Below are 22,267 nucleotides of genomic sequence, written 5' to 3' on the forward strand. Positions count from 1 at the left end.
CCGGGGTCGGTGCTGGTGATGGGCGCCGGCTGCGTGGGCGGCTACGTCGGCGGGTGTCTGCGAGCGGCCGGCGTCGACGTCCACTTCGTGGGCCGCCCCCGCATGCTGGAGAGCTGGCGCGCGCACGGCTTGCGCCTGACCGACCAAGATGGACGGGACGAGCGCTGCATCCCCGCCGACCTCCGCTTGTCCACGTCGGTACCCGATCAGGTCCACCCGGCCCTGGTGCTGCTCACGGTGAAGTGCGGCGCCACTGCCGAGGCCGCCAGGGCCTTGGGTGCGACGCTGCCTGCAGGCACGCCGGTGCTGTCCCTGCAGAACGGCCTGGGCCATGCCGAGACGGGACGCCGCGAGGCGCCGCATCTGCGCTGGCTGTCGGGCATGGTGCCGTACAACATCGCCGAAGTGGGGCCGGGTCACCTGCATCGAGGGACCAGCGGAATCCTCGCCGCCCAAGACGACCCGGCGCTTCGCCCATGGCGACCTGTCTTCGAGGCCGCGCGCCTCGCCCTGGTGTTGCACACCGATCTGCTGCCGGTGCAGTGGGGCAAGCTGTTGTTGAACCTGAACAATCCGGTCAACGCCCTGTCCGGCCTGCCTCTGCGGGCCGAGTTGATGCAGCGAGGCTACCGGCAGGTGCTGGCGGGGCTGCAGCGCGAAGCGCTCACCGCGCTGACGGCCGCAGGCATCGCGCCGGCCCAACTGGCCGCCGTTGCCCCCCGCCGCCTGCCGCGTCTGCTGTCTTTGCCGGATTGGATCTTCCGGCGCCTGGCTTCGCGCATGCTTCGGATCGATCCCGAAGCGCGATCCAGCATGGCCGATGACCTGGCCCAAGGCCGGCCAACCGAGGTGGACGCGCTGTGCGGCGAAGTGGTGCGGCTGTCGCGTCAACACGGCCAAGCGGCGCCTCTGAACGAACGCATCCAGGCGCTGGTGGAGGCTTGGCCTCGCGATCCGCGGCCTCTCACGGCCGAGGCCTTGCGGCAAAGGCTCGGTTTGCGCTGACAGCCGTCACGCAAAGGCGCCACAAAGCTGTCATTTCACTCTGTTCAGCCTTTCGATGCAGCGCTAGCATCGCCGCATGCATCGACCCCGGGAGGCTGTCATGCCCTCACCTTTTCGCCCGGCCCGCGAGCTGCTGGTTCAGTACGCCCGCTACCACCGGGACCGGCGCAACATCGCCACCCACTTCGTCGGCATCCCGATGATCGTGTTCGCACTGTGCGTGTTGCTGGCGCGGCCCGTGTTGGACGTGTCCACGCCCGCGGGCATTCTGGCGTTGACGCCCGCGGTGGCGCTGTGGACGTGTTCGACCCTGTGGTATCTGACGCGGGGCGAGTTCTTGTTGGGCGTGGCGGTGAGCCTGGTCAACGGCGTGCTGGTGATGCTCGCCGGGCCGGCCGCCAGCATTGGCACCGTCACTTGGCTGGCCTGGGGCCTGGGCCTGTTCCTGCTGGGTTGGGTGATCCAGTTCCTCGGCCACCTGTACGAGGGCCGCAAGCCGGCGTTCACCGATGACCTGATCGGCCTGCTGGTCGGGCCGCAGTTCGTGACGGCCGAGGCCCTGTTCTCATTTGGGCTGTTGCGCGGCCTGCGAGACGAGATCGAACGCCGCGCCGGGCCCACGCACGTCCGCGATCTGGCATTGCCAGCCTGAGGCGGGCAGCCCCCCGGCTCCACGACGGCGCGCCCCTGCGTCTACGTCGACTTCGAAACGGTGACGGTGGGGAACTTGGCCGAGAAATCCTTGGCCTTCTGAGCGACCTTCACGGCCACCTGTCGCGCCACCGCCTTGTAGATGCCAGCCACTTCGCCATCGGGATCGGCCACCACGGTCGGGCGGCCACTGTCCGCCTGCTCGCGGATCTTCATCGTGAGCGGCAAGGCGCCCAGGTAGCTGACCCCGCGCTCCTGCGCCATCTTCCGGCCACCGTCGGCACCGAAGATGTGCTCGGTGTGTCCACAGTTCGGGCAGCAGTAAACCGCCATGTTCTCGACGATGCCCAGCACCGGCACACCCACCTTCTCGAACATCGAGAGGCCGCGCTGCGCGTCGATCAGCGCGATGTCTTGCGGCGTCGTGACGATCACGGCACCGGTCAAAGGCACCCGCTGGCTCAGGGTGAGCTGGATGTCGCCGGTACCCGGCGGCATGTCGACCAGCAGGTAGTCAAGATCGCCCCAGTTGGTCTGCCGCAGCAGTTGATCGAGCGCCTGGGTGGCCATCGGGCCACGCCAGATCATGGCCTGATTGGGCTCGACGATGAAGCCGATGGACATGACCTGCACGCCGTGGTTTTCGAGCGGCTCCATGGTCTGGCCGTCTTGGCTCTCAGGTCGACCGGCCAACCCCATCATCATCGGCTGGCTGGGGCCGTAGATGTCGGCATCGAGAATGCCCACCCGGGCACCTTCGGCCGCCAGTGCCAGTGCCAGGTTGGCCGTGGTCGTGCTCTTGCCCACGCCACCTTTGCCAGAGGCGACGGCGATGATGTTTCGCACCTTGGGCAGCAGCGCCACACCGCGCTGCACCGCATGAGCGACCACCTTGAAGCTGAAGTTCACGTCGACACGGCCGACCCCGGGCACCGCCTGCGCTGCGGCTGTCAAGGCGGCCCGCAATGCCGGATACTGGCTCTTGGCGGGGTAGCCGAGCTCGATATCGAACGACACCTTGTCGCCGTCGATGCGCAGATGGCGCAGTTGCTTGCCCGTGACAAAGTCTTGCTGGGTCAGGGGGTCGACGACGGTGCGAAGCGCGTCGGTCAACGCGGTCTCGGAAACGGGCATGGTGTGAAGGACTGTGGGGCGGGACAACGTGCCACCATTGGCGGCAACGTAAGCTACGCAGTCTAGCCGAGCCACCTGCGCATACGCTGATGGGCCCTTTCGACTCCATTCCTGTCACCGGAACACTCGTGCCCCCCGATTCCCACGTCGACGCCTTGCTGGCCCAGGCGGCCCAACTGGCACGCGCCGGCCAGGCCCGGGCGGCCATCGATGCCTACCAGCGCGCCTTGGCGCTGCGTCCCGCCTCGCCCAACAGTTGGTACAACCTGGCTCGCCTTCTGCGTCGGGTACGGCACTACGACGAAGCGCTCGCCGCCTACCAGAAGGCGCTGGATCACCATGCCGATCAGCCGGAAGAGGTGCACCTGAACCGGGCCGTGATCCTTGTCGACCACTTGGCGCGCCCCGTCGATGCCGAGCGTGAGCTGCACACGGCGCTCAAGTTGAACCCGCGGTATGTGCCGGCGCTGCTGAATCTCGGCAACATCTGCGAACACCGCGGGGACGCGTCTGGCGCCATCGGCCACTACAGCAGGGCGCTGTTCATCGATCCGTACAACGCATTGGCGCTCGCGCGCCTGTCGACCATCCAACCGTTGTCCGGCCCGGATGACCCGTTGATTCAGCGCCTGCGCCAAGCGGTGACGCGCCAGAACGCCCATCCCGCCGAGCGTGCGGACCTGGGCTTCAGCCTGGGCGCTGCGCTCGACAAAGTCGAGGCTTACGACGATGCATTCGCCGCCTACCGGGCGGCCAACGCGGCGAGCAGGGAGTCTGCCGCGCCCGGATCCGGCTACGACAGAGCCGCGCACGAGCGGCTGGTCGATCGGCTGATCAGCATGTTTCCGACGTCTGCACCGCGCACCGGGACGCAAGGCGGGCCAGCCAGTGGCGCGGGCTTGATCTTCGTGTGCGGCATGTTCCGCTCTGGCTCCACGCTGGTCGAGCAGATGCTCGCCAGCCACTCGAAGGTGACGGCAGGTGGCGAGCTGGACCTGGTGCAGGTCCTTGTGCAACAACACCTTCCCGACCTGGGTGAGCGCGATCTGCCGATCACGCCGGCGGTGATTGAGCGTATGCGGGAGCGCTACCTGGCCACGGCGAGCCGACTGCACCCGAACGCCATCTATCTGACCGACAAGCGACCCGACAACTTTCTGTACATCGGTCTCATCAAGGCCATGTTCCCGGATGCCCACATCGTCCACACGCGCCGGCACCCGATCGACAACGGCTTGGCGGTCTTCTTCCTGCACCTGAGCCATTCGATGCCCTATGCGCTCGACCTGGCCGACATTGGGCACTGGTACGGCCAGTACAGCCGGCTGATGCAGCACTGGAAGACGCTCTATGGCGACGACATCCACGACGTCGACTACGACGCACTGGTGACAGACCCGGCGCCGGTCCTGCGCCGACTGCTCGGCAGCCTGGGCTTGAAATGGGAAGACGCCTGCCTGAACTTCCACCAGCAGCCGACCGTCGTCAAGACCGCGAGTGTCTGGCAGGTGCGGCAGCCGCTGTACACCCGCTCATCCGGCCGTTGGCACCACTACGAAAAATACGTGGGCCCGCTGGTGGATGAGCTTCGACACCAGCTCGGAGACGCCGCACTCTGAGGGGTGGGCTCGGGAACGCACCTTGCCCCCGAAGGGGCGGAGGTGCATTCATCCATGCTGGAGCCGAACCTTTCCATTCCGTCCCGCCGCGCCCTGCCTGGGGTGCTGATGGCCGCCTGGATGTGGGCAGGCCTCCCGGCGGCCGTGGAAGTGCCGCCTTGCCCGCTGGACAAGACGGCGATGACCGCCACCGGAACGACCCGCCAGGAGGCGGGCCGGACGTTGGCCGAGTACCGCTGTCAACAGGGCCACGTCTACTGGATCGCCGTGGACTGATCTGTGCGCGTGGCCACGCACACTGGGCTCTGCGCCACAGGCGTGGCTGTGTGCGTCAATGAGCCTGAGGCTCGGCCTCGGTCAGATACTCGATGTCGCGCTCGAAGAGCTCGATGGCCGCTTTGGCCACCTGCGCTGTGTCGTAGTAGGCATAGGCGGCGACGCCCAGCGCCCCCACCACCGGAAGCCACCGCGAAGCGCCGTGCGAAACGCCGCGCTCAGTCACCTTGGCCCCGATGCGTTGCGCCACCATCTGCAGCGCCTTCAGCGACGCCTTCTTGACCACGAAGCGTTCACCCATGCGAACGACGAGATCGCGCACCGCCTGCGAAGCCGTGTGCTTGAAAAGGCAGTAGATCATCTGCTCTTGGGTCAAGCTGGCGGACTTGCCGTAGTGGGCGGCAATGTCGGCCACCATCTTGGCCTGGATGCGCCAAACCGCCAGCAGCTCGGGCAGGATCGTCAACCATCCCAGCGGCCCCGGCGGCAGGGCCAGGGTGCCCGCAGCGGCCGCCGCCTTGGCGGCAGCCGAGGCGGCCGTCTGCCGCGCCGCCTCGGCGGGATGACCGGTCGGCTGAACCGAAGTCCGCGGCACTTCCCCCACAAACCCAAGAATCGCCTGGCCAACGCGGGCCGCGACACCAGCCGATTCACCTGGAGGTGTTTCTGGGACGCGTCGTATGGCGGGCAAGCCGGCACGCGAACGGCCGGCGCGAGAAGAATCGCTCGAGGGGGTATTCACACCCGCATCATGGCACTGCCGCGAAAACCCTGCGAAGGGCGGCCGATGCCCACCGACGGCATCACGCAGGCCAACGGGACGCGCTCACCACCACCACCTGCGTCGGAGCCTCGTCGGCCTGGGCCATCAGCGCGTCGTCATAGCGGTCGTTCGCGAGCTGGCCCAGGGCTGACAGCAGGCTGAGCGTCATCACCAGCGCCACACCCGCAGCCGCGCGGCGGGCTTGGAGTTCCTGCTTGCCGAAGATGAAGCGAGGCGTTGAGGTGTGCATGGCGGGGCTCCTGGGCAGTCACTGGAATCGAGTGAGTGCACTGTAGAAAACGCCGCGCCGCAGCGCGACCCCGATGCGATGGCTGGCGTGGGCCAAGCGCTGAGCTGCAAGGTAGAGCGACGAGTGGTGATCCAGCACGGACAGCGCAGATCACACAGGCTGACGAGGTGACCCCAACCGGAGCATCAGCGCTCAGGGGGATGGTGGCTGTTTGGGTATCACCGTCACCTCGCCACTGGCTTCGAGATAGATGAGATCAACCTCATCGAAGCCTCGAACGCCCTCCCGGTGCAGCGTCTGCTTCAGCTCTTCCGTGGTGATGAGTTCACGCCGCATGGCGCGCCGGTTCAACTGCCCGGATCGGAACAAACACAGACGCTGCCCCATCGCCAGTCGCTCGAATCCTGGCCAGCGATAGGCGAGGTAGTTCAACAAGACATTCCATCCCACCAACGTCGCGATCAACAGCATCGAGTCTGCCGACGACGTGGCCTCGCCGATCATCCCGTTCTGCGCCGCGTCGCCAATCAACACGACGAACAGAAAGTCCGAGAGGCCAATCGACCCGGCATCGCGCCGCAACACGAAGCGGAACACCAGGAACAGGAACACATAGATCAACGTTCCCCGGAGCACCAACTCCCACGGCGAAACGGAGAAGGCGAAGAGCGTGGATCCATCCATGACAGCCGGGCCGAAACCGAGTTGACATGAAGATAGATCGGCGCGACTGACCGCGGTGTCGGAGACCGGGCCATGCACGCGTCGGAGGGCAACCCCTCAACGAAGCTCCGACAGACGAAGCGGGGGGCCAGTTCAACAGAGGCCCCAATGAAAAAAGGACTTGCCTCGCGACAAGTCCTTCTTCGTTCAAATTTGGTGGGCCCTGTAGGATTCGAACCTACGACCAACGGATTAAGAGTCCGCTGCTCTACCAACTGAGCTAAGAGCCCTGAGTCTTTCGACCGGTGCCGTCTTTCGACCGCTGACTCGAAACCAAAGCCCTCGGCCTCAGCTTCTCGTCAAGCCCTCTATCATGCCACAGATTTCCGAAGAAACTTGCAACTGCGCACTTGGCGGCGCGATAGCGGGTGGTGGGTTGTGCAGGATTCGAACCTGCGACCAACGGATTAAAAGTCCGCTGCTCTACCGACTGAGCTAACAACCCTTTCCGGCAGAGCCTTAGATCATAGCACCAGTTTGACGAGATGGGGAAGATCCGTGTCGCGCAAGACACAACGCAATCGTTTCGCCGGCAGCTGCCATCCCGAAGCTGGCTGTCACGGTGACGGTGGAGCCGTAGCCGTGGCAATTGAGGCTGCTGTCTCGGCCGGCCGTGTCACACGTCGCATCCGCCGGGGGTGCGACGCTCTCACGCGAGAACACACAGCGCACGCCGATGGCGCCCTGCCCTGCCTTCGTGGCGCCATGTTCGCGACGCAGCCGCTGCCGCATCGACGCCAACAAGGGGTCGTGCGTCACTGCGGCCAGGTCGGCGATGTCGATTCGTTCAGCGTGCCGCTTGCCGCCCGCCGCACCGCAGCACACCAGTGGCACGCGCTCTTGCAGCGCCCAGGCGGCCATGGCGGCCTTGGCGCGCACCTGATCGCAGGCATCGATCAAGGCGTCGATCGGGCCCGGCAACAAGCTGGGCCAATTGCCAGCTTCGACGAACTCGTCGATCACCCGAACCTGGCAGCCGGGGTGGATATCTGCCACCCGATCAGCCAGGGCCAAGCCCTTGGCCATGCCCAGCGTCGAGCCGGTGGCCTGGATCTGCCGGTTGATGTTGGACTCGGCCACATGGTCCAGATCGATCAGCACCAGCTCCGCCACACCAGAGCGCGCCAGCGCCTCGACAGCCCAGGAGCCGACACCGCCCAGACCGACCACGGCGACCCGCAGGCCACGCAGCCGTTCATAGGCCGCGTGGCCGTACAGCCGCCTCAGCCCGCCAAAGCGGCGCTCCAGGTCAGCATCCATCGGCGCGGCGGCCACCGTGGCCGCCGCATGCTCAGGGTCTTTCGGGCTCAGCAATGGCCGGTCACTTCAAGGTGACGACGCGGTCACGCCCGGCTTGGGCCGCTTCGGACTTCGGATACTGACGAATCAGCTCTTCGAGCGTGCGCTTGGCGCTCTTGTTGTCTTTCAGCTCGGCCTGGCAGTTCGCCAACGCCAGCAGCGCCTCTGGCGTGCGCGGGTTGTCCGGCGCCGCCGTCACGAATGCGCGGAAGGTGGCGATCGCGTCCTTGTACTGCCGCAATCCGTATTGCGCGTTGCCCAGCCAGTAGCGGACCGAGTCGACATAGCCGCTGCTCGGGTAGCGCTTGAGGAACGTGACCAGCGCAGGCGCGGCCTTGTCGAACTCACCACCCCGCATCGCGGCCATGGCGTCGTCGTAGGCGCGCTTTTCTTCCGCCTCGACGAGGAAATCCTTGCCATCGACCGACACTTGCTGCGGCTCAAGCCGGCGCACGCGCTCGTCCACGTTCTGGGCGATGTCTTTCTGGTAGCGCTGCACCTCGGCGACATCGCGCCGCATTTGTTCGTTTTCGCCGCGCAGCTTGGCCACGTCGGCGCGCAATTGCTCGTTCTGGTTGTTCAGATCGAGCAGATTGCGCTGCAGGTTCTGCAACTGCTCGGTCAATTGCTTGACCTGCGCAGCCAGTTCGCCGCGCTGCTGGTCGCCCGTGGCCACCTTGCTGCGCAGGTCGAGGATCGCCTTGCGCGCTTCATCGTCGTCAAACAGGCCCGCTTGCGCGGGCAGCCAGACGGCCAGTAGCGCGCCCAACGAGACGGCGCGCAGCATGTGTCGGGAGGCCAGCAGCATGGGATCAGCGATCCTTCAGTTCGGCACGACGGTTCTTCGCCCAGGCTGCTTCGTCGCTGCCTTGGGCCGCAGGCCGCTCTTCGCCGAAGCTCACCGCTTCGAGCTGGCCGTCGGTGGCGCCGACCACCAGCATGGCCTTTTGAACGGCTTCGGCGCGCTTCTGACCCAGTGCCAGGTTGTACTCGCGGCTGCCGCGCTCATCGGTGTGGCCCTCGATGAGCATCTTCTTGGCCTTGTTGGCGCCCAGGTACTTGGCATAGCCTTCGACGATCGGGCGGAACTCGTCCTTGACGACGAAGCTGTCGAAATCGAAATACACCGTGCGTCCCAGGCCAGCGGGCGGCACGGCGTTGGCACCCAAGTCCACCGTCTTCACGGCGCTTTCCGCCGGCTTGGTGGTGTTCGCGTTGGCGTTGTTGTCCGTGGTGGTGCGGCTCTCCACCGGCGCCGGCTCCTCCAGCTTGGTGGTGCTGCAGCCTGCCAGCCAGACCAATGCCAATGCCGACAGCGCGGCGGCCCCAACGTTCCTCTTGACCTTCACGGCTCTCTCCTTCGTGTTGACGTGACTACTTTGTCGACGTGAATAAAGCGATGTATCTGGCGGCACCGCCGGCTCAGCGGCCGTAGGGGCCCCAGACCGGCTCGCGGATGTCGAGGCCGCTTGTCAACAGCCTCGTCTTGATCTTGCCATCCAGGGTGGTGGTCATCAACAGCTCACGCCCTTGGGCGCGGGTGGCGAAGATGATGAATCGGCCATTGGGCGAGAAACTCGGGCTCTCATCGTCGTTGGTGTCGCTCACCGACTGGACGGCCCCACTGCCGAGATCCATCGTCATCACCTTGAAGCCGCCACCACCGGTGCGCTGGACGAAGGCCATCGTTCGGCCGTCGGGGCTGATGGCCGGGCTGACGTTGTAGCTACCCTGGAAGGTGACCCGTTCCGGGTTGCCGCCGCCCGCCGGCATGCGATAGATCTGCGGGCTTCCCCCGCGATCGCTCACGAAATAGATCGACGCTCCGTCCGGGCTGAAGCACGGTTCGGTGTCGATCGCGTGGCTCTGCGTGATGCGGCGTGGGTTGCTGCCATCGCGCCCGAGCAGGAACAGCTGCGAGCCCCCGTCGCGAGACAGGGTCACGGCCAGCTGGCGACCGTCGGGCGACCAGGCCGGCGCACTGTTCGAGCCCTTGAAGTTGGCCACTTGGCGCCGCTGGCCGGTGGCCATGTCCTGCACCCACACGACTGGCTTGCGCGTCTCGAAAGACACGTAGGCGAGCTCGCGGCCATCAGGCGACCACGCGGGCGAGATGATCGGATCGGGGCTGGTCAACGGCACCTGGCCGCCTTCGCCATCGGCATCCGCCACGCGCAGCGTGTAGCGCCCGCCGCCCTTGGTGACATAGGCGATGCGCGTCGCAAACACGCCCTTTTCACCGGTGAGCTTTTCGTAGATCGCGTCAGCGATCCGGTGGGCGGCCAGGCGCAGGTCGGCCGCCTGCACCGCCATGCTCTGCCCGCCCTGGTCGACACCCTTGACCACATCCCACAGCTTGTAGCGCACGTCAAAGCGCCCATCGACCAGCTTGCTGACGGAGCCGGCCACCAGGGCATCGGCACCGCGGCTGCGCAGGTCTGGAAAGCCCGGCGAGCCAGTTTCGTCGATCGTCAACGGGGACTCGACAAACTTGAAGGCGCCGCTTCGCTCCAGGTCGGCGCGGATGATGGCCGACACCAGGTTGTCACCACCCAGCTCTTCGCCACGGAAGCGCAGCAGCGTGATCGGCAGCTGCGTCGCGCCGATACCGGAGATTTCCACGCGGAATTCAGCCCGCGCCGAGAAGGCGGCGGCACCACCCAGGGCGCCGAGCGCACCCATCCACTGTCGTCGGGACCACATAGCGGCAGATCGAGTCATGCTGTGGCCGAAGGTTCCCCCCGGCTTTCTTGTTGCGTTCGCCAAAAGTATGGCGCCGCGCATTTTAGGGGTGAGGCTTTGACCGGCCTACCATCACGCCCTTGGCGTTTGCCCCTTGTGCGTGACCATGAGTAACCCCCCTCCCATCAGCCGCTTCCCCGTTCCGGCCGTGGCCGACCTGCCCGAGGACCTGCGCGCGCGCATTCTCGAAGTGCAGGAAAAGGCCGGCTTCGTGCCCAATGTCTTCCTGGCGCTCGCCCACCGGCCCGCCGAGATGCGTGCCTTTCTCGCCTATCACGATGCCCTGCTGCTCAAGGACGGCGGCGGCCTGAGCAAAGGCGAGCGGGAAATGATCATCGTCGCCACTTCGGGCGCCAACCGCTGCCTCTATTGCGTGGTGGCGCACGGGGCCATCTTGCGGATCTACGAGAAGAAGCCGCTGATCGCCGACCAGATCGCCACCAACCACCGCAAAGCCGACATCACGCCCCGTCAGCGGGCCATGCTGGACTTCGCGATGAAGGTGTGCCTGCACGCCGACCAGATCGAGGAAGCCGACTACGCCGCCTTGCAGGCCCACGGCTTCAGCGATGAAGACGCCTGGGACATCGGCGCCATCGCTGCGTTCTTTGGCCTCTCCAACCGCATGGCCAACCTGATCGGCCTGCGCCCGAACGATGAGTTCTACCTGATGGGCCGCGTGCCGCGGCAGAAGTGATGACCAACCTCTCACCCGCTTCCCTGCAGATGTCCGCCCTGGTCGCCGGCGCTTGGCGCCTGGGCGATTGGGGGTTCGACGTAGGCCAGCGACAGGCCTGGATCGAAGGCAACCTCGAGCGAGGGCTCACCACCTTCGACCACGCCGACATCTATGGCGGCTACCGCGTCGAGGGCTTGTTCGGCGAAGTGCTGGCACAGGCGCCCGGTCTGCGTGACCGGATGCAGCTGGTGACCAAGTGCGGCATCAAGTTGACGGGCCCGGCCCGCCCCGCCCACGAAACGCACTGCTACGACACCTCCGCCGCCCACATCATCGCGTCGGTCGAGAACAGCCTGCGCGAGTTGCGCACCGACCGGATCGATCTGCTGCTGATTCACCGCCCCGACGCGCTGATGGATGCCGACGAGGTGGCTGCCACCTTCGAGCGGCTGCGCCGTGACGGCAAAGTGCTGCATTTCGGCGCCTCGAACTTCACGGTGCAGCAGTTCGAGTTGCTCCACAGCCGCATTGCGCTCGAAACCAACCAGGTGGAGTGCTCACCGCTCCAGATGGGCGCCATCCACGACGGCACCTTCGATCAGGCCCAACGCCTGCGGGCGCGGCCCATGATCTGGTCGCCTTTGGCCGGCGGCCGCCTGTTCAACGAAGACAGCCCTGCCGCGCACCGCGTGCGCTGGGTGATGGGGGAGATCGGCGCGCGGCTCGGGGTGTCCACCACCACGCTGGCCATCGCCTGGTTGATGCGCCTGCCCAGCCGGCCGATTCCGGTGGTCGGCTCGCGCCGCTTGAGTGCCACCGACGAGGCGGTCGCGGCCCTGAAGCTCACGCTCAACCCCGACGACTGGTACCGCATCTGGTCGGCCTCGACCGGCCACGAGGTGCCCTGACCGGCCGCGCCGGCCACGTTCTCAGAGCAGGACGATGTCGTACTGAGGGGCTTGAATCGAAAGGCGCTGACGGGACAACGGCCCGCGATGGGGCTCTCGACTTGTGGCGACTCAAGCAACCCGCCTGGCTACCTGGATTGCATGGCCTATGCTCGGACTGCATGACACGCGGTGAGACCGCGCTTTGTCCACGCAGTCGCAAACTCGATGCAAGGCTAGGCCATTCCGACGTGGGCAATGCATCGGAGTACTCGTCGGTCATCGATCAGAAGTCATCCTCAGGCATATCCAGGCCAATGCGCTTGGCGATGTCCTGGGCCAAAGCCTTGAAGTCGCCATGGGCCTTGGCAACCGCATTGGCATGGGAACCGATGGCCCCATCGGCAGAGCGCAGCGAGAAGATGGGCTTGCGCGCCTCTTGGGCCAACGGCATGAGGCTGTTGTAGTTCTTCAGCATGGCCAAGCAATACGAGTCTTCTTCGATCACCGGGACCTTTGCAGCGTCCTTCGCCAGCACGCTCCGCCTGAACTCGGCGGGGATCTGATCCAGCCAGCGGGTATACGCCTTCACGGGACGCGTGAGACGCACTCCGTGCCGCATCGCGATGTAGCCCACCGGAGTCATGTCACCCAACGGCAGAGCGAACTCCGGTGACTTCCAGTCATCGCGCCGCCTCGTCCAGCCCAATCGCCAGTCCCGAAGGGTGGGTCCAAGGTTGCGCAGACCCTGCAAGGAGAAGAGATCCGCCCCCAACGGAACGACAACATGATTGCTGGCCAACAACGCGGCGCGGTTGATGGCGCCGAGATTAGGCCCGACGTCAAACAGGATGAGGTCGGCGTCAAAGCGCTTGGCTGACTCCTGTGAAGCCCGCCAGAACGCCGTGAGGATTCGGAACGGTCGCGCCTTGTTCTTGTCGCTCAGGGCATCGGTCCAAGTCGCAGACAGTTCATCCTCGAAGCCAGAGAGGCCAAGGTCGCCAGGAATGAGCGCAAGCCTCCGATTGACCTTCTGATAGTCGACAGGCGCAAAGTCACCAACATCCAGGAGCGGCCTCACGCTACGAAAGATGGTGGACGCGCCAGCACTGTCCGCCCACAGTTCTGCAAGCTGATCTTCGTCGAGGAACGCGGCGGTGAGGTTGGCTTGTGGGTCGAGGTCAACCGCCAGCACCCGCAGACCTTGCTCGGCAAACATCCATGCAAGGTGGTACACCAGCGAGGTCTTGCCGACGCCTCCTTTGTTGTTGAAGAAGGTCAGAACCGGAACGCTCATGCCGACCTCCGAACTGTGACTAGAACGTGAGTTTCTCGCGGTTCGAACTGGGGAGCTGGGTTCCCGTTCTCGGCAAGCAACCTGCGTGCGGTTGCTATGCCAACCCCGAAGCGCTGGACGTAGCCGAGCACCTTCATAGCCTCTGCAAGGTGGGGGTTCCGATAGTCAGTGACACCAGGCTGGCCAAAGTTTGCAGCCGTGACAATGCCGAATGGCCCGCCTGGGTTAACGATCTCGATTCGATCCGAGAACCACGTTAACCGAACCGGCGCATTCGTCCCCTCGTAGCTCCGATGCATCACCGCATTGCGCACCAGTTGTTGGAGCGCGGCCAGAGGGTAGTCGGCTCGGCGCTTCTCAGTGTCTGCAGAGTGGACGTCAACAGCCGTTGAGATGTGGGCCTTAATCTTCTCATCGACCCGATTGATCACTTCACCCAAGCGACCGTCGATGGCGGCTTCGTCGAGGATCGGCGCGTCCAATTCAGTGCCGTCAATCCGGAGAAACTGAATATAGGCGCAAGGAATAAGGTCTCGAGTTCGTGTCCCCAGCACCAAGCTTCCCAGAACAGTCGGGACGGGACTTTCAATCGACTCGACCATGCGGCAGGAACTGAGGCGCTCTTCGAAGGTCCGATGATTGGCCTCCAGCACGTCTGCCGAGAAAGCGCCTACGAGGTATTCTTCCTCGAACACTCGTCGGCTGATGTCTGCAAGGGTCGCGAACGACACCGGCTGCAAGTCGAAGGGAAGGTTGCGGTGCCTTCTTCGTTCGTTGAGGATGCGCTCGTCCTGCAGACTGGCAATGTCGCGCCGCGGACCTGTACGAATGTACGTGCGGCCCTTGCAGCGCACGGGTGGGGCATCGGCCGGGAGCACGGTGATTACAGCAACCTCAACACCGCGCAGGACCCGCTTTTCGACGGTCATGCTCGGAATGGGTTGGATGTTCCCATCGCTGCGAATGCTCGCGAGAGTGAGAAGCAAGTCGTCCGTAATCGGCAGATTCGTAGGCGTACCGTCATCTCGAACGCCAATGAATGCCACTCCCGGTCGACCGTGCCCGGGAAGGTCATTCGCAAATGCGCAAACCGCTTGGCGCACTTTCTCTGGAGCGTCACCGTTAAACGTCTCCTTTCGCTCCGCGCGATCCGACTCCAGGTCGGCGAGCATGGCCTCAAGTTCTTCGTCTGGCAGTCTCATGGGCGAGCTCCTCATTTGTTCATTGCCGGTTGTCGCCGGACAGCGCCCGCAAACATGCGTATCCGACGTAGTTCTTGCCCAGCACTCATCTCCTCGCTCTGGCGACCGAGCCACCCATGGACTTCGCGGCCTGGGCAGTCCTGCCCGAGCTTAGGGGGATTTCCATGCATTGCGCGGATGGCGCAAGCCACTGTGTGACCGTCGTCCTTACGCCTCGAATCAAGATCCAGCAATGACAGCGCGAGTTGACTTGCGAGCATCAGCCGCTCCCGTCCGAGCGTCGGTTTCCACGACAAGGATGGTTGGCCTTCAACGACCATCATTACCCTCAACCCTCAGGTCGATTTGAGCATCGGACCCGTCCGCCATGGCCGATGTCTTGCGCAGGATGCTGGCCAACTCGACGAAGATCAGCCCGCTCGTGTTGGCGCTGTAGACCTGCCGGTTGCCTCGCGTCTCGCGCCGCAGCAGTCCTGCCGGCAGGCAAGCCCGTGCGCCGGGCGACCTCCCGGCCATGCAGCGATTCTTCTGGCCGCAGCAAGAGCAGGCCGAGCACGCGGCGGCGGTACTCAGGGAACAGCAGGGAGGCCAGAGGTTGATGCATAGAAGGCGTCAATTGTCGCCACTTCCACAGCGGTCCGCAGAGTACTTGGTCAGGTTCAATGCCACGGCACCGGCCGCTTTGTTGTACGCCACACCTCCAGCTCACTGGACCGATCGCCTCGCCTCGAAAAGCGGTGGCCTGAGCAAAGATTAGCGGGGAATTATCATCGTTGCCGCTTCGGGCGCCAACCGCTGCCTCTATTGCGTGGCGGTGCGCGCACCGCTGCGACACCTCCGCGCCCACATCACCACGTCGGTCGAGAACAGCCTGCGCGAGTTGCGCACCGACCGGATCGATCTGCTGCTGATTCACCGCCCCGACGCGCTGATGGATGCGGACGAGGTGGCTGCCACCTTCGAGCGGCTGCGTCGCGACGGCAAAGTGCTGCATTTCGGCGCCTCGAACTTCACGGTGCAGCAGTTCGAGTTGCTCCACAGCCGCATTGCGCTCGAAACCAACCAGGTGGAGTGCTCACCGCTCCAGATGGGCGCCATCCACGACGGCACCTTCGATCAGGCCCAACGCCTGCGGGCGCGGCCCATGATCTGGTCTCCTTTGGCCGGCGGCCGCCTGTTCAACGAAGACAGCCCTGCCGCGCACCGCGTGCGCTGGGTGATGGGGGAGATCGGCGCGCGGCTCGGGGTGTCCACCACCACGCTGGCCATCGCCTGGTTGCTGCGCCTGCCCAGCCGGCCGATTCCGGTGGTCGGCTCGCGCCGCTTGAGTGCCACCGACGAGGCGGTCGCGGCCCTGAAGCTCACGCTCAACCCCGACGACTGGTACCGCATCTGGTCGGCCTCGACCGGCCACGAGGTGCCCTGACCGGCCGCGCCGGCCACGTTCTCAGAGCAGCACGATGTCGTAATGCTCGGGGCTGAACGAAGGCTCGGCGGACAGCGAAATGGGTTTGCCGATGAAGGCGGAGAGGTCGGCCAGGTGCTGGCTCTCTTCGTCGAGCAGCATCTCGACGACCGAGGCACTGGCCACCACCCGAAACTCTTTCGGGTTGAATTGCCTGGCTTCCCGCAGGATTTCGCGCAGCACGTCGTAGCAGACGCTGCGCGCCGTCTTCACCTGGCCGCGGCCCTCGCAGGTGGGACACGGCTCGCACAGCATGTGGGCCAGTGACTCACGGGTGCGTTTGCGCGTCATCTCCACCAGGCCCAGCGCCGTGAAGCCACTCACGGTGGTCTTCGTGCGGTCTTTGCTGAGCTGCTTGCGGAACTCGGCGAGCACCGCCTGCTGGTGGTCGTCACGCACCATGTCGATGAAGTCGACGATGATGATGCCGCCCAGGTTGCGCAGACGCAGTTGCCGCGCAATCGCCTGGGCCGCCTCAAGATTGGTCTTGAAGATCGTGTCGTCGAAGTTGCGCGCGCCGACATAGCCGCCGGTGTTCACGTCGATCGTCGTCAACGCTTCGGTCTGGTCGACGATGAGGTAGCCGCCCGATTTCAGCTCGACGCGGCGCGCCAACGCCCGGGAGATCTCCTCTTCGATACCGAAGAGGTCGAAGATCGGCCGCTCGCCACGGTAGTGCTCCAGCTTGGCGACGGCGGTGGGGGTATACACCCCGCCAAAGGCCTTGAGCTGGTCGAACTGCATTTTCGAATCGATGCGGATCGACTGTGTCTGTTCGGTGGCCAGATCACGCAAGACCCGCTCGACCAGACTCAAGTCCTGGTGCAGGAGCGTGCCTGGCGGTTGCGACAAGGCCCGCTGGCGGATCTGGGCCCAGGTCTTGCGCAGGTAGCTGATGTCGTCGGCCAGCTCGGCATCGGTGGCTTCCTCGGCATTGGTGCGCAGGATGAAGCCGCCACCGCCGCCCTCCTCGGGCTTGCCCACCAGCGCCAGCATGCGCGCGCGAAGCTGGTCGCGTGTCTCGGCGGAGCCGATCTTCTGGGAGATGCCGATGTGGTTGTCCTGCGGCAGGAACACCAGCATGCGGCCGGCGATGCTGATCTGGGTGGACAGGCGCGCGCCCTTGGTGCCGATCGGGTCCTTCACAACCTGCACCGTGAGGGTTTGGCCTTCGAAGACCTGTTTTTCGATCGGCGTGGGTGGGGCGTTGTCGTTGCCCGCACGCGGGTTGTAGCCGGCGGTGTGCAGATCGGCCACGTGCAGGAAGGCGGCGCGTTCCAGCCCGATATCGATGAACGCGCTCTGCATGCCGGGCAGCACCCGCGCCACTTTGCCAAGGTAGATGTTGCCGACGAGGCCGCGTTCCAGCGTGCGCTCCAGGTGCAGTTCCTGGATCGCTCCGTTCTCGATGATGGCGACCCGCGTCTCCTGCGGGGCCCAGTTGATCAGGATGTCGTGCATGGGGCGCTGAATGTACGCGTCCGGGCCGGCTACTGCGTGGTTTTCACGGGCGCAGACCTGCGCGACGCAGCAGTTGATGGGTCTCGAAGAGAGGCAAACCCATGATACCGGAGTGACTGCCTTCGATGCGCTCGATCCAGCCTGCCAAGGAGCTCTGGATGGCATAGCTGCCCGCCTTGCCGAACGGCTCGCCACTGTCGACATAGGCCTCGATGACCTCGGCCGGAATCGCGGCGAAGCGAACGCGGGAGTCGTTCACCACCAGCGAGCTTCGACGTCCATCGAAGACAGCTACCGCCGTCAGCACGCGATGGCTGCGGCCGGACAGCGCCGTCAGCGTGGCCCGGGCGTCGGCCGCATCGGCCGGCTTGCCCAGAATGCGCCGGCCCAGCGCCACGGTGGTGTCGGCACACAGGATCGGCGCCGGCGGCAATTCGCGGCGCTGATGCCGACGGCGCGCAGCCGCCAGCTTGGCCCGTGTCACCCGTTCCACATAGTCGCGCGGCAGCTCACCGGCACGAGTGGCTTCCAGGGCTTCGGCATCTTCGTCGGCATCGGCCAGCAACAGCTCATGGCGCACACCGATCTGGCTGAGCAATTGGCGCCGACGCGGGCTTTGGGACGCCAGGTAGATGAAATCGTGTGAGGGCATGGGGCAACGATGGGCAAACGGGATGAAGCGCGCGACATCATCGGGCCACTGGCCGCGGCAGCGTCGGGCCTGACCAGCGCTGGCGCCACCACCGGTTGATGGGCTCGGCAAAATGGCGTGACACGATCGCCGCCACCCCCGCGCTGGCCAGGCCAAAGCCGATCAGCAGCGGCAGCCTCCAATCGCGATCGAGTGTCGCGCGGTCAAACAACTGCCGCATCCCCGCCAGCACGATGATGTGGAACAGGTAGATCTCGTAGCTGTGCCGGCCCAGCCAACGCCAAGGCCATGTGACCAGGACGGCCCAATGAGCCCCACCCGGCCCCGCGCCCGACGGCGCCCGGCCTGCCGGCCAGGCTCGGGTGGCCCAAATGAACAGGGCGGTGGCCCCCGCCATGGCGCTGAAGCCTACAACGGGGTGGTCGGCGAAGCCCACCAAGTACGTAGCCACCATCGCGGTCGCGGCCAGGGGCGCCAGCACACGGGCCACACGCCAGGAGACCGACCACCGCCGCGAGGCCAAGGCACACAGGCAACCCAGCGCGATGGCGTCGAAGCAAGCCGGGTAAGCGTAGAGGTACGCAATTTCGTTGTCCGGGTGTTGGGCTCGGTAGGCCGGCCCCATCAGCACCAACACGCCAAGGGCTGCCACGAGCCACACCTCGCGGCGCAGCAGCAGACAAAGCCCCGGAAGGGTCAGATAGAACACCTCTTCCACCGAGAGCGACCAATAGACGTTCAGGCAGTAGTTGAAGTAGCCAGCGCTCTGCATCAGCTGGTTGTGCCAGAAGGTCAGCACCGAGCCGACGGCCGGCCACCAGAAACCGGCCGGGCGCAGCACCTGGCCGTCGCTGTTGTCGAAGAAGGGCACACCCGCCAGGCCCAGCGGCACGATGATGCCCAACGCCAGCAACAACGGCGGCAGGATGCGCCCACTGCGGGCCACGTAGAACGGCAGCAGCTGCACGGTTGAGAGGTCACCGTGCCGGTCGATCAGGCCCCGGGTGATCAGGTAGCCGGACACGACAAAGAACACGGTCACGCCGTAGTTGCCATTCAGCACGATCGCCCGCAGAAGCGGCTTGCCCAGGAGATCTCCCAGAGCGCTGTCGGTCAGGCCGAAGGCCAATGCGAAATGCAGCAGCAGCACTACCGAGATCGCAGCGCCGCGCAGGCCATCGATGGTCGCATCGCGCTGAGGTGTCGGGCCCGTCATTCCCGGTGGTACGGATGCCCAATGGCCAGCGACCAGGCCCGATACAGCGCCTCGGCCAACAGCACACGGACGAAGGCGTGCGGGAGAGTCAGGTCGGACAGGCGCAGCGTTTCATCGGCGGTGTTCTTCAAGGCGGGGTCCAGGCCGTCCGGCCCGCCAATGAAAAACACCACGTCGCGCCCCTCGCCACGCCAGGCCGTCATGCGCTCGGCCAGTTGCACGGTCGTCATCCGCGTGCCACGCTCGTCGAGAAAGACGCGGCGCGCCCCCTTTGGCGCCGCAGATTCCAGCCGCGGCGCTTCGGCGGCCATCAGCTGCGCAGCGGTCTTCCCTCCGCTGCGCGGCTCGGCCTTCACCGCCTTCAGCTCCAGCCGCATCTCCGGCGGGAACCGTTTGGCGAAATCGTCATAGGCGGTGTCGGCCCAGGCAGGCTGGCGCTGGCCGACGGCCGCGATCAGCAACCGCATGGGGGTGATCGAAGCCGCTGGCTCAGCGAGAGCTGGTCTTGCGCGGCGCAGCCTTCTTGGCCGGCGCCTTGGCGGCCGTCTTGGCCGCGGTCTTGACAGAAGTCTTGGCAGCCGTCTTGGCGGGTGCTTTGGCGGGTGCTTTGGCGGGAGCCTTCACCGCCGACTTGGTGGCCACCTTGCCGGCCGTCTTGGTCGGGGCCTTCGCCGGTGCCTTGGAGGGGGCCGCCTTCTTCGCCGGAGCCGACTTGGCCGCTGGCTTCGAAGCCGGCGAGGTGGTCGCCGCCGACTTGCGAGCCGGGGCTTTCCTGGATGCCGGCGCCGAGCCTGCGCTGACCTGCCCTGAGCTCACCTTGCGCGCCGGTGCAGCCTTCTTGGCCGCGGGGGCCGCGTCATCCGCGCTCTTGCGCTTGGACGTCGACGACTTGGCCGCCGAAGACTTCGTGGCGGCAGAGCCCAGCGCAGCGCGGCCAGCGGCCGACTTTTCGGTGGACTTGGCGCCCGCCTTCTTGGCGGCTGGCTTCTTGGCCGGCACCGGGGCGTCGTCGTCATCTTCGTCGTCAGACGCCTTGGGCAGGCCACCCTTGGCATCGGCGAGCTTGAGCTTCACCGGCTTGCCGCCCCAGATCTCTTCGAGGCGGTAGTAGTCTCGAATGGCCGGCTGCATGATGTGCGCCACGGCAGCACCGCAGTCGACGATGATCCATTCGCCGTTGTCTTCGCCTTCGGTGCGCAGCACCTGCTGGCCGCTGGATTTCACCGCGTCGCGCACACTCGCTGCGAGCGCCTTGGTCTGGCGGTTGCTGGTGCCCGAAGCCACGATCACGCGCTCGAACAGCGGCGACAGGTGCTCGGTATTGAAGACCACGATGTTCTGGGCCTTCACATCTTCGAGGCCATCGACGATGGCGCGTTGCAGTTTGCGGATGTCCATTCATTGGCCGGGGGCTGCCCGGTAGAGGTGCTGTTGATCAATATAGCCTGCGACCGCCTCGCCCACCAGCGGGGAAACGGGTTCGCCGGCAGCGGCCCGGCGGCGCACTTCGGTGGCCGAGATGTCGATGCGGGGCAATGGGAGCTCTTGCCAGGCCAGCGGCGGGCCCGGCCATTTCACTGGCGGTAACGCTGCTTGGCCCTCCCGCGCCGCCACCGCCAGCGTGGCCAGGCGGGCGATGTCGCCAGCTTCTTTCCAGGTATCGAGCCGGGCAAACTGATCGGCGCCGATGACCAGGAACAGCTGGGCGCCAGGGCGCTCGGCCGCCACCTCACGCAAGGTGTCGATGGTGTAGCTGGGGCCAACCCGCTCCAGCTCGCAAGTATCGATCACGAATCCAGGCTCATCCTGGGTGAGCAGATGCAGCATCGCGACGCGCTGGCGGCCTGACGCCACCAGCCGGCCCGCCTTCTGCCACGGCTGCCCGGCCGGTTGCCAGCGCAGTTCGTCCAGGCCCAGGCGGTCCCGCGCCAGGCGCGCCAAGGCCAGATGCGCCAGGTGCGGCGGGTCGAAGCTGCCGCCGTACAGGCCGATTCGCCAGGTCACTCGGCCCCTTCGCTCACCGTTTCATCGGCCCAATCGCGCGGGCGAAGGAAGTCGGCGTAAAGCGCGGCTTCGGGTGTGCCCGCCTCGGGCTGCCAGGCGTATCGCCAACGAACGAGGGGTGGCATCGACATCAGGATGGCCTCGGTGCGCCCACCTGATTGCAGACCGAACAAGGTGCCGCGGTCGAAGACCAGATTGAATTCGACGTAGCGGCCACGGCGATAGGCTTGGAAATCGCGCTCACGCTCTCCGTAGGGATGATCTCGCCGACGCCGGGCGATCGGCAGGTAGGCGTCCAGAAACGCATCGCCGACGCTGCGGGTGAGCGCGAAGCTGCGCTCGAAGCCCAACTCGTTGAAATCATCGAAGAAGATGCCGCCCACCCCTCGCGGCTCATTGCGGTGCTTGAGGAAGAAGTACTCGTCGCACCAGCGCTTGAAGCGCGGGTGGAACTCGTCCCCGAAAGGCGCGAGGGCCTGCCGGCACACCCGATGGAAATGCACGGCGTCCGCCTCGACGCCGTAATAGGGCGTGAGGTCCATGCCGCCGCCGAACCAGACCACCGGCTCGGCGTCTTTCGGCATGGCGGCGAACAAACGCACATTCATGTGCACGGTGGGCACATAGGGGTTGCGGGGGTGCAGCACCAGCGAGACGCCCATGGCCTCGAACGGTGCCCCCGCCAGTGCCGGGCGATGGGCCGTGGCCGATGCGGGCATCGAGGCACCGCGGACATGGCTGAAATTGCAGCCACCGCGCTCAAAGAGTTGGCCTTCTTCGACCAGCCGGGAGATGCCATCACCCTGCAGCCGCTCGCCCTCGGGGCGCGTCCAGCTGTCACTCAAGAACGGGCTGCCGTCCAGTTCAGCCAGCGCATCGACGATGCGCGCCTGCAAACCGACAAAGTAGGCACGGGCCTCGGCGGTGTTGAAGCTCATCGGT

The 22,267-nt window shown here is 65.7% G+C and carries 25 protein-coding genes and 2 tRNA genes; 7 read left to right on the plus strand and 20 right to left on the minus strand.

The window, feature by feature from the left end:
* The first annotated feature begins 18 nt into the window (after nucleotides 1-18).
* Both AACH06_RS17535 and AACH06_RS17540 read left to right on the plus strand, forming a co-directional pair.
* Nucleotides 19-1,005, plus strand: coding sequence for a 2-dehydropantoate 2-reductase (locus AACH06_RS17535; RefSeq protein WP_341427148.1), 987 nt, complete (start codon nucleotides 19-21; stop codon nucleotides 1,003-1,005).
* A 100-nt stretch (nucleotides 1,006-1,105) separates the two neighbouring features.
* A complete protein-coding gene (locus tag AACH06_RS17540) occupies nucleotides 1,106-1,657 on the plus strand; it encodes an Mpo1 family 2-hydroxy fatty acid dioxygenase (RefSeq protein ID WP_341427046.1) in 552 nt (183 codons plus the stop codon).
* Between the two features lie 41 nt (nucleotides 1,658-1,698).
* On the opposite strand, the gene apbC is transcribed toward AACH06_RS17540, so the two are convergent.
* Nucleotides 1,699-2,790, minus strand: coding sequence for an iron-sulfur cluster carrier protein ApbC (gene apbC / locus AACH06_RS17545; RefSeq protein ID WP_341427047.1), 1,092 nt, complete (start codon nucleotides 2,788-2,790; stop codon nucleotides 1,699-1,701).
* 128 nt (nucleotides 2,791-2,918) lie between these two features.
* Between apbC and AACH06_RS17550 the strand changes: the two genes are divergently transcribed.
* Both AACH06_RS17550 and AACH06_RS17555 read left to right on the plus strand, forming a co-directional pair.
* A complete protein-coding gene (locus AACH06_RS17550; RefSeq protein WP_341427048.1) occupies nucleotides 2,919-4,409 on the plus strand; it encodes a tetratricopeptide repeat-containing sulfotransferase family protein in 1,491 nt (496 codons plus the stop codon).
* Between the two features lie 54 nt (nucleotides 4,410-4,463).
* The gene (locus AACH06_RS17555; RefSeq protein ID WP_341427049.1) at nucleotides 4,464-4,685 is read left to right on the plus strand and encodes a hypothetical protein; all 222 of its coding nucleotides are present in this window, start codon (nucleotides 4,464-4,466) and stop codon (nucleotides 4,683-4,685) included.
* A gap of 55 nt (nucleotides 4,686-4,740) precedes the next feature.
* Here AACH06_RS17555 and AACH06_RS17560 read toward each other — a convergent pair whose 3' ends face one another.
* From AACH06_RS17560 to tolB, 9 genes are all read right to left on the minus strand, one after another.
* Complete coding sequence (locus AACH06_RS17560) at nucleotides 4,741-5,280, minus strand: hypothetical protein (protein WP_341427050.1); 540 nt, start codon at nucleotides 5,278-5,280, stop codon at nucleotides 4,741-4,743.
* Nucleotides 5,281-5,488: 208 nt separating this feature from the next.
* Entirely contained in the window at nucleotides 5,489-5,698 is a 210-nt protein-coding gene (locus AACH06_RS17565; protein ID WP_341427051.1) for a hypothetical protein, read from the minus strand.
* 192 nt (nucleotides 5,699-5,890) lie between these two features.
* Nucleotides 5,891-6,382 (minus strand): DUF421 domain-containing protein, encoded by a 492-nt coding sequence (locus tag AACH06_RS17570; protein ID WP_341427052.1) that lies wholly within the window; start codon nucleotides 6,380-6,382, stop codon nucleotides 5,891-5,893.
* Between the two features lie 193 nt (nucleotides 6,383-6,575).
* A tRNA-Lys gene (locus AACH06_RS17575) sits at nucleotides 6,576-6,651 on the minus strand.
* 139 nt (nucleotides 6,652-6,790) lie between these two features.
* A tRNA-Lys gene (locus tag AACH06_RS17580) sits at nucleotides 6,791-6,866 on the minus strand.
* 14 nt (nucleotides 6,867-6,880) lie between these two features.
* Nucleotides 6,881-7,681 carry a tRNA threonylcarbamoyladenosine dehydratase gene (locus AACH06_RS17585; protein WP_341427149.1) on the minus strand — a complete coding sequence of 267 codons (801 nt, stop codon included), beginning with the start codon at nucleotides 7,679-7,681 and terminating at the stop codon, nucleotides 6,881-6,883.
* A gap of 61 nt (nucleotides 7,682-7,742) precedes the next feature.
* On the minus strand, nucleotides 7,743-8,528 hold the full coding sequence (gene ybgF / locus AACH06_RS17590; protein ID WP_341427053.1) for a tol-pal system protein YbgF: 786 nt from the start codon (nucleotides 8,526-8,528) through the stop codon (nucleotides 7,743-7,745).
* Nucleotides 8,529-8,532: 4 nt separating this feature from the next.
* On the minus strand, nucleotides 8,533-9,069 hold the full coding sequence (gene pal / locus AACH06_RS17595) for a peptidoglycan-associated lipoprotein Pal (RefSeq protein WP_341427054.1): 537 nt from the start codon (nucleotides 9,067-9,069) through the stop codon (nucleotides 8,533-8,535).
* Nucleotides 9,070-9,142: 73 nt separating this feature from the next.
* Nucleotides 9,143-10,423 (minus strand): Tol-Pal system beta propeller repeat protein TolB, encoded by a 1,281-nt coding sequence (gene tolB, locus AACH06_RS17600; RefSeq protein ID WP_423222049.1) that lies wholly within the window; start codon nucleotides 10,421-10,423, stop codon nucleotides 9,143-9,145.
* 145 nt (nucleotides 10,424-10,568) lie between these two features.
* Here tolB and AACH06_RS17605 point away from each other — a divergent pair, with 145 nt between their 5' ends.
* Complete coding sequence (locus AACH06_RS17605; protein WP_341427055.1) at nucleotides 10,569-11,159, plus strand: peroxidase-related enzyme; 591 nt, start codon at nucleotides 10,569-10,571, stop codon at nucleotides 11,157-11,159.
* Entirely contained in the window at nucleotides 11,159-12,049 is an 891-nt protein-coding gene (locus AACH06_RS17610) for an aldo/keto reductase (RefSeq protein WP_341427056.1), read from the plus strand. Before AACH06_RS17605 ends, AACH06_RS17610 begins: the two co-directional genes overlap by 1 nt.
* 265 nt (nucleotides 12,050-12,314) lie before the next feature.
* On the opposite strand, the gene AACH06_RS17615 is transcribed toward AACH06_RS17610, so the two are convergent.
* The 3 genes from AACH06_RS17615 to AACH06_RS17625 all read right to left on the minus strand — a co-directional run bounded on the left by AACH06_RS17615 (nucleotide 12,315) and on the right by AACH06_RS17625 (nucleotide 15,043).
* On the minus strand, nucleotides 12,315-13,325 hold the full coding sequence (locus AACH06_RS17615; RefSeq protein ID WP_341427057.1) for a ParA family protein: 1,011 nt from the start codon (nucleotides 13,323-13,325) through the stop codon (nucleotides 12,315-12,317).
* Entirely contained in the window at nucleotides 13,322-14,527 is a 1,206-nt protein-coding gene (locus AACH06_RS17620) for an ATP-binding protein (protein ID WP_341427058.1), read from the minus strand. The genes AACH06_RS17615 and AACH06_RS17620 overlap by 4 nt, the downstream gene beginning before the upstream one ends.
* A 309-nt stretch (nucleotides 14,528-14,836) precedes the next feature.
* Nucleotides 14,837-15,043 (minus strand): hypothetical protein, encoded by a 207-nt coding sequence (locus AACH06_RS17625; protein WP_341427059.1) that lies wholly within the window; start codon nucleotides 15,041-15,043, stop codon nucleotides 14,837-14,839.
* Between the two features lie 298 nt (nucleotides 15,044-15,341).
* Here AACH06_RS17625 and AACH06_RS17630 point away from each other — a divergent pair, with 298 nt between their 5' ends.
* The gene (locus AACH06_RS17630; protein WP_341427060.1) at nucleotides 15,342-15,953 is read left to right on the plus strand and encodes an aldo/keto reductase; all 612 of its coding nucleotides are present in this window, start codon (nucleotides 15,342-15,344) and stop codon (nucleotides 15,951-15,953) included.
* A gap of 21 nt (nucleotides 15,954-15,974) precedes the next feature.
* Here AACH06_RS17630 and rng read toward each other — a convergent pair whose 3' ends face one another.
* From rng to hemF, 7 genes are read right to left on the minus strand one after another with little or no spacing between them, the layout of a single operon-like run.
* Nucleotides 15,975-17,453, minus strand: coding sequence for a ribonuclease G (gene rng, locus AACH06_RS17635; protein ID WP_341427061.1), 1,479 nt, complete (start codon nucleotides 17,451-17,453; stop codon nucleotides 15,975-15,977).
* A gap of 43 nt (nucleotides 17,454-17,496) precedes the next feature.
* Entirely contained in the window at nucleotides 17,497-18,105 is a 609-nt protein-coding gene (locus AACH06_RS17640; protein ID WP_341427062.1) for a Maf family protein, read from the minus strand.
* A 37-nt stretch (nucleotides 18,106-18,142) separates the two neighbouring features.
* A complete protein-coding gene (locus AACH06_RS17645; protein WP_341427063.1) occupies nucleotides 18,143-19,321 on the minus strand; it encodes an acyltransferase family protein in 1,179 nt (392 codons plus the stop codon).
* Complete coding sequence (rlmH, locus tag AACH06_RS17650; RefSeq protein ID WP_341427064.1) at nucleotides 19,318-19,788, minus strand: 23S rRNA (pseudouridine(1915)-N(3))-methyltransferase RlmH; 471 nt, start codon at nucleotides 19,786-19,788, stop codon at nucleotides 19,318-19,320. The genes AACH06_RS17645 and rlmH overlap by 4 nt, the downstream gene beginning before the upstream one ends.
* Before the next feature lie 22 nt (nucleotides 19,789-19,810).
* Nucleotides 19,811-20,719 (minus strand): ribosome silencing factor, encoded by a 909-nt coding sequence (rsfS, locus tag AACH06_RS17655; protein ID WP_341427065.1) that lies wholly within the window; start codon nucleotides 20,717-20,719, stop codon nucleotides 19,811-19,813.
* On the minus strand, nucleotides 20,720-21,325 hold the full coding sequence (gene nadD / locus AACH06_RS17660) for a nicotinate-nucleotide adenylyltransferase (RefSeq protein ID WP_341427066.1): 606 nt from the start codon (nucleotides 21,323-21,325) through the stop codon (nucleotides 20,720-20,722).
* Complete coding sequence (gene hemF / locus AACH06_RS17665) at nucleotides 21,322-22,263, minus strand: oxygen-dependent coproporphyrinogen oxidase (RefSeq protein ID WP_341427067.1); 942 nt, start codon at nucleotides 22,261-22,263, stop codon at nucleotides 21,322-21,324. The genes nadD and hemF overlap by 4 nt, the downstream gene beginning before the upstream one ends.
* Nucleotides 22,264-22,267 lie beyond the last annotated feature (4 nt).

The sequence above is a fragment of the Ideonella lacteola genome, assembly GCF_038066555.1.
In the GTDB taxonomy this organism is placed as follows: Bacteria; Pseudomonadota; Gammaproteobacteria; order Burkholderiales; family Burkholderiaceae_C; genus Ideonella; species Ideonella lacteola.

Coding starts and splice junctions, on each gene's coding strand:
- AACH06_RS17620 (WP_341427058.1), bottom strand. CDS start 14,527: ATGAGACTGCCAGACGAAGAACTTGAGGCCATGCTCGCCGACCTGGAG.
- AACH06_RS17605 (WP_341427055.1), top strand. CDS start 10,569: ATGAGTAACCCCCCTCCCATCAGCCGCTTCCCCGTTCCGGCCGTGGCC.
- rng (WP_341427061.1), bottom strand. CDS start 17,453: ATGCACGACATCCTGATCAACTGGGCCCCGCAGGAGACGCGGGTCGCC.
- hemF (WP_341427067.1), bottom strand. CDS start 22,263: ATGAGCTTCAACACCGCCGAGGCCCGTGCCTACTTTGTCGGTTTGCAG.
- AACH06_RS17640 (WP_341427062.1), bottom strand. CDS start 18,105: ATGCCCTCACACGATTTCATCTACCTGGCGTCCCAAAGCCCGCGTCGG.
- AACH06_RS17540 (WP_341427046.1), top strand. CDS start 1,106: ATGCCCTCACCTTTTCGCCCGGCCCGCGAGCTGCTGGTTCAGTACGCC.
- tolB (WP_423222049.1), bottom strand. CDS start 10,423: ATGTGGTCCCGACGACAGTGGATGGGTGCGCTCGGCGCCCTGGGTGGT.
- AACH06_RS17615 (WP_341427057.1), bottom strand. CDS start 13,325: ATGAGCGTTCCGGTTCTGACCTTCTTCAACAACAAAGGAGGCGTCGGC.
- AACH06_RS17535 (WP_341427148.1), top strand. CDS start 19: ATGGGCGCCGGCTGCGTGGGCGGCTACGTCGGCGGGTGTCTGCGAGCG.
- AACH06_RS17610 (WP_341427056.1), top strand. CDS start 11,159: ATGACCAACCTCTCACCCGCTTCCCTGCAGATGTCCGCCCTGGTCGCC.
- AACH06_RS17625 (WP_341427059.1), bottom strand. CDS start 15,043: ATGGCCGGGAGGTCGCCCGGCGCACGGGCTTGCCTGCCGGCAGGACTG.
- ybgF (WP_341427053.1), bottom strand. CDS start 8,528: ATGCTGCTGGCCTCCCGACACATGCTGCGCGCCGTCTCGTTGGGCGCG.
- rsfS (WP_341427065.1), bottom strand. CDS start 20,719: ATGGACATCCGCAAACTGCAACGCGCCATCGTCGATGGCCTCGAAGAT.
- apbC (WP_341427047.1), bottom strand. CDS start 2,790: ATGCCCGTTTCCGAGACCGCGTTGACCGACGCGCTTCGCACCGTCGTC.
- rlmH (WP_341427064.1), bottom strand. CDS start 19,788: ATGCGGTTGCTGATCGCGGCCGTCGGCCAGCGCCAGCCTGCCTGGGCC.
- AACH06_RS17555 (WP_341427049.1), top strand. CDS start 4,464: ATGCTGGAGCCGAACCTTTCCATTCCGTCCCGCCGCGCCCTGCCTGGG.
- AACH06_RS17585 (WP_341427149.1), bottom strand. CDS start 7,681: ATGGATGCTGACCTGGAGCGCCGCTTTGGCGGGCTGAGGCGGCTGTAC.
- AACH06_RS17565 (WP_341427051.1), bottom strand. CDS start 5,698: ATGCACACCTCAACGCCTCGCTTCATCTTCGGCAAGCAGGAACTCCAA.
- AACH06_RS17570 (WP_341427052.1), bottom strand. CDS start 6,382: ATGGATGGATCCACGCTCTTCGCCTTCTCCGTTTCGCCGTGGGAGTTG.
- AACH06_RS17645 (WP_341427063.1), bottom strand. CDS start 19,321: ATGACGGGCCCGACACCTCAGCGCGATGCGACCATCGATGGCCTGCGC.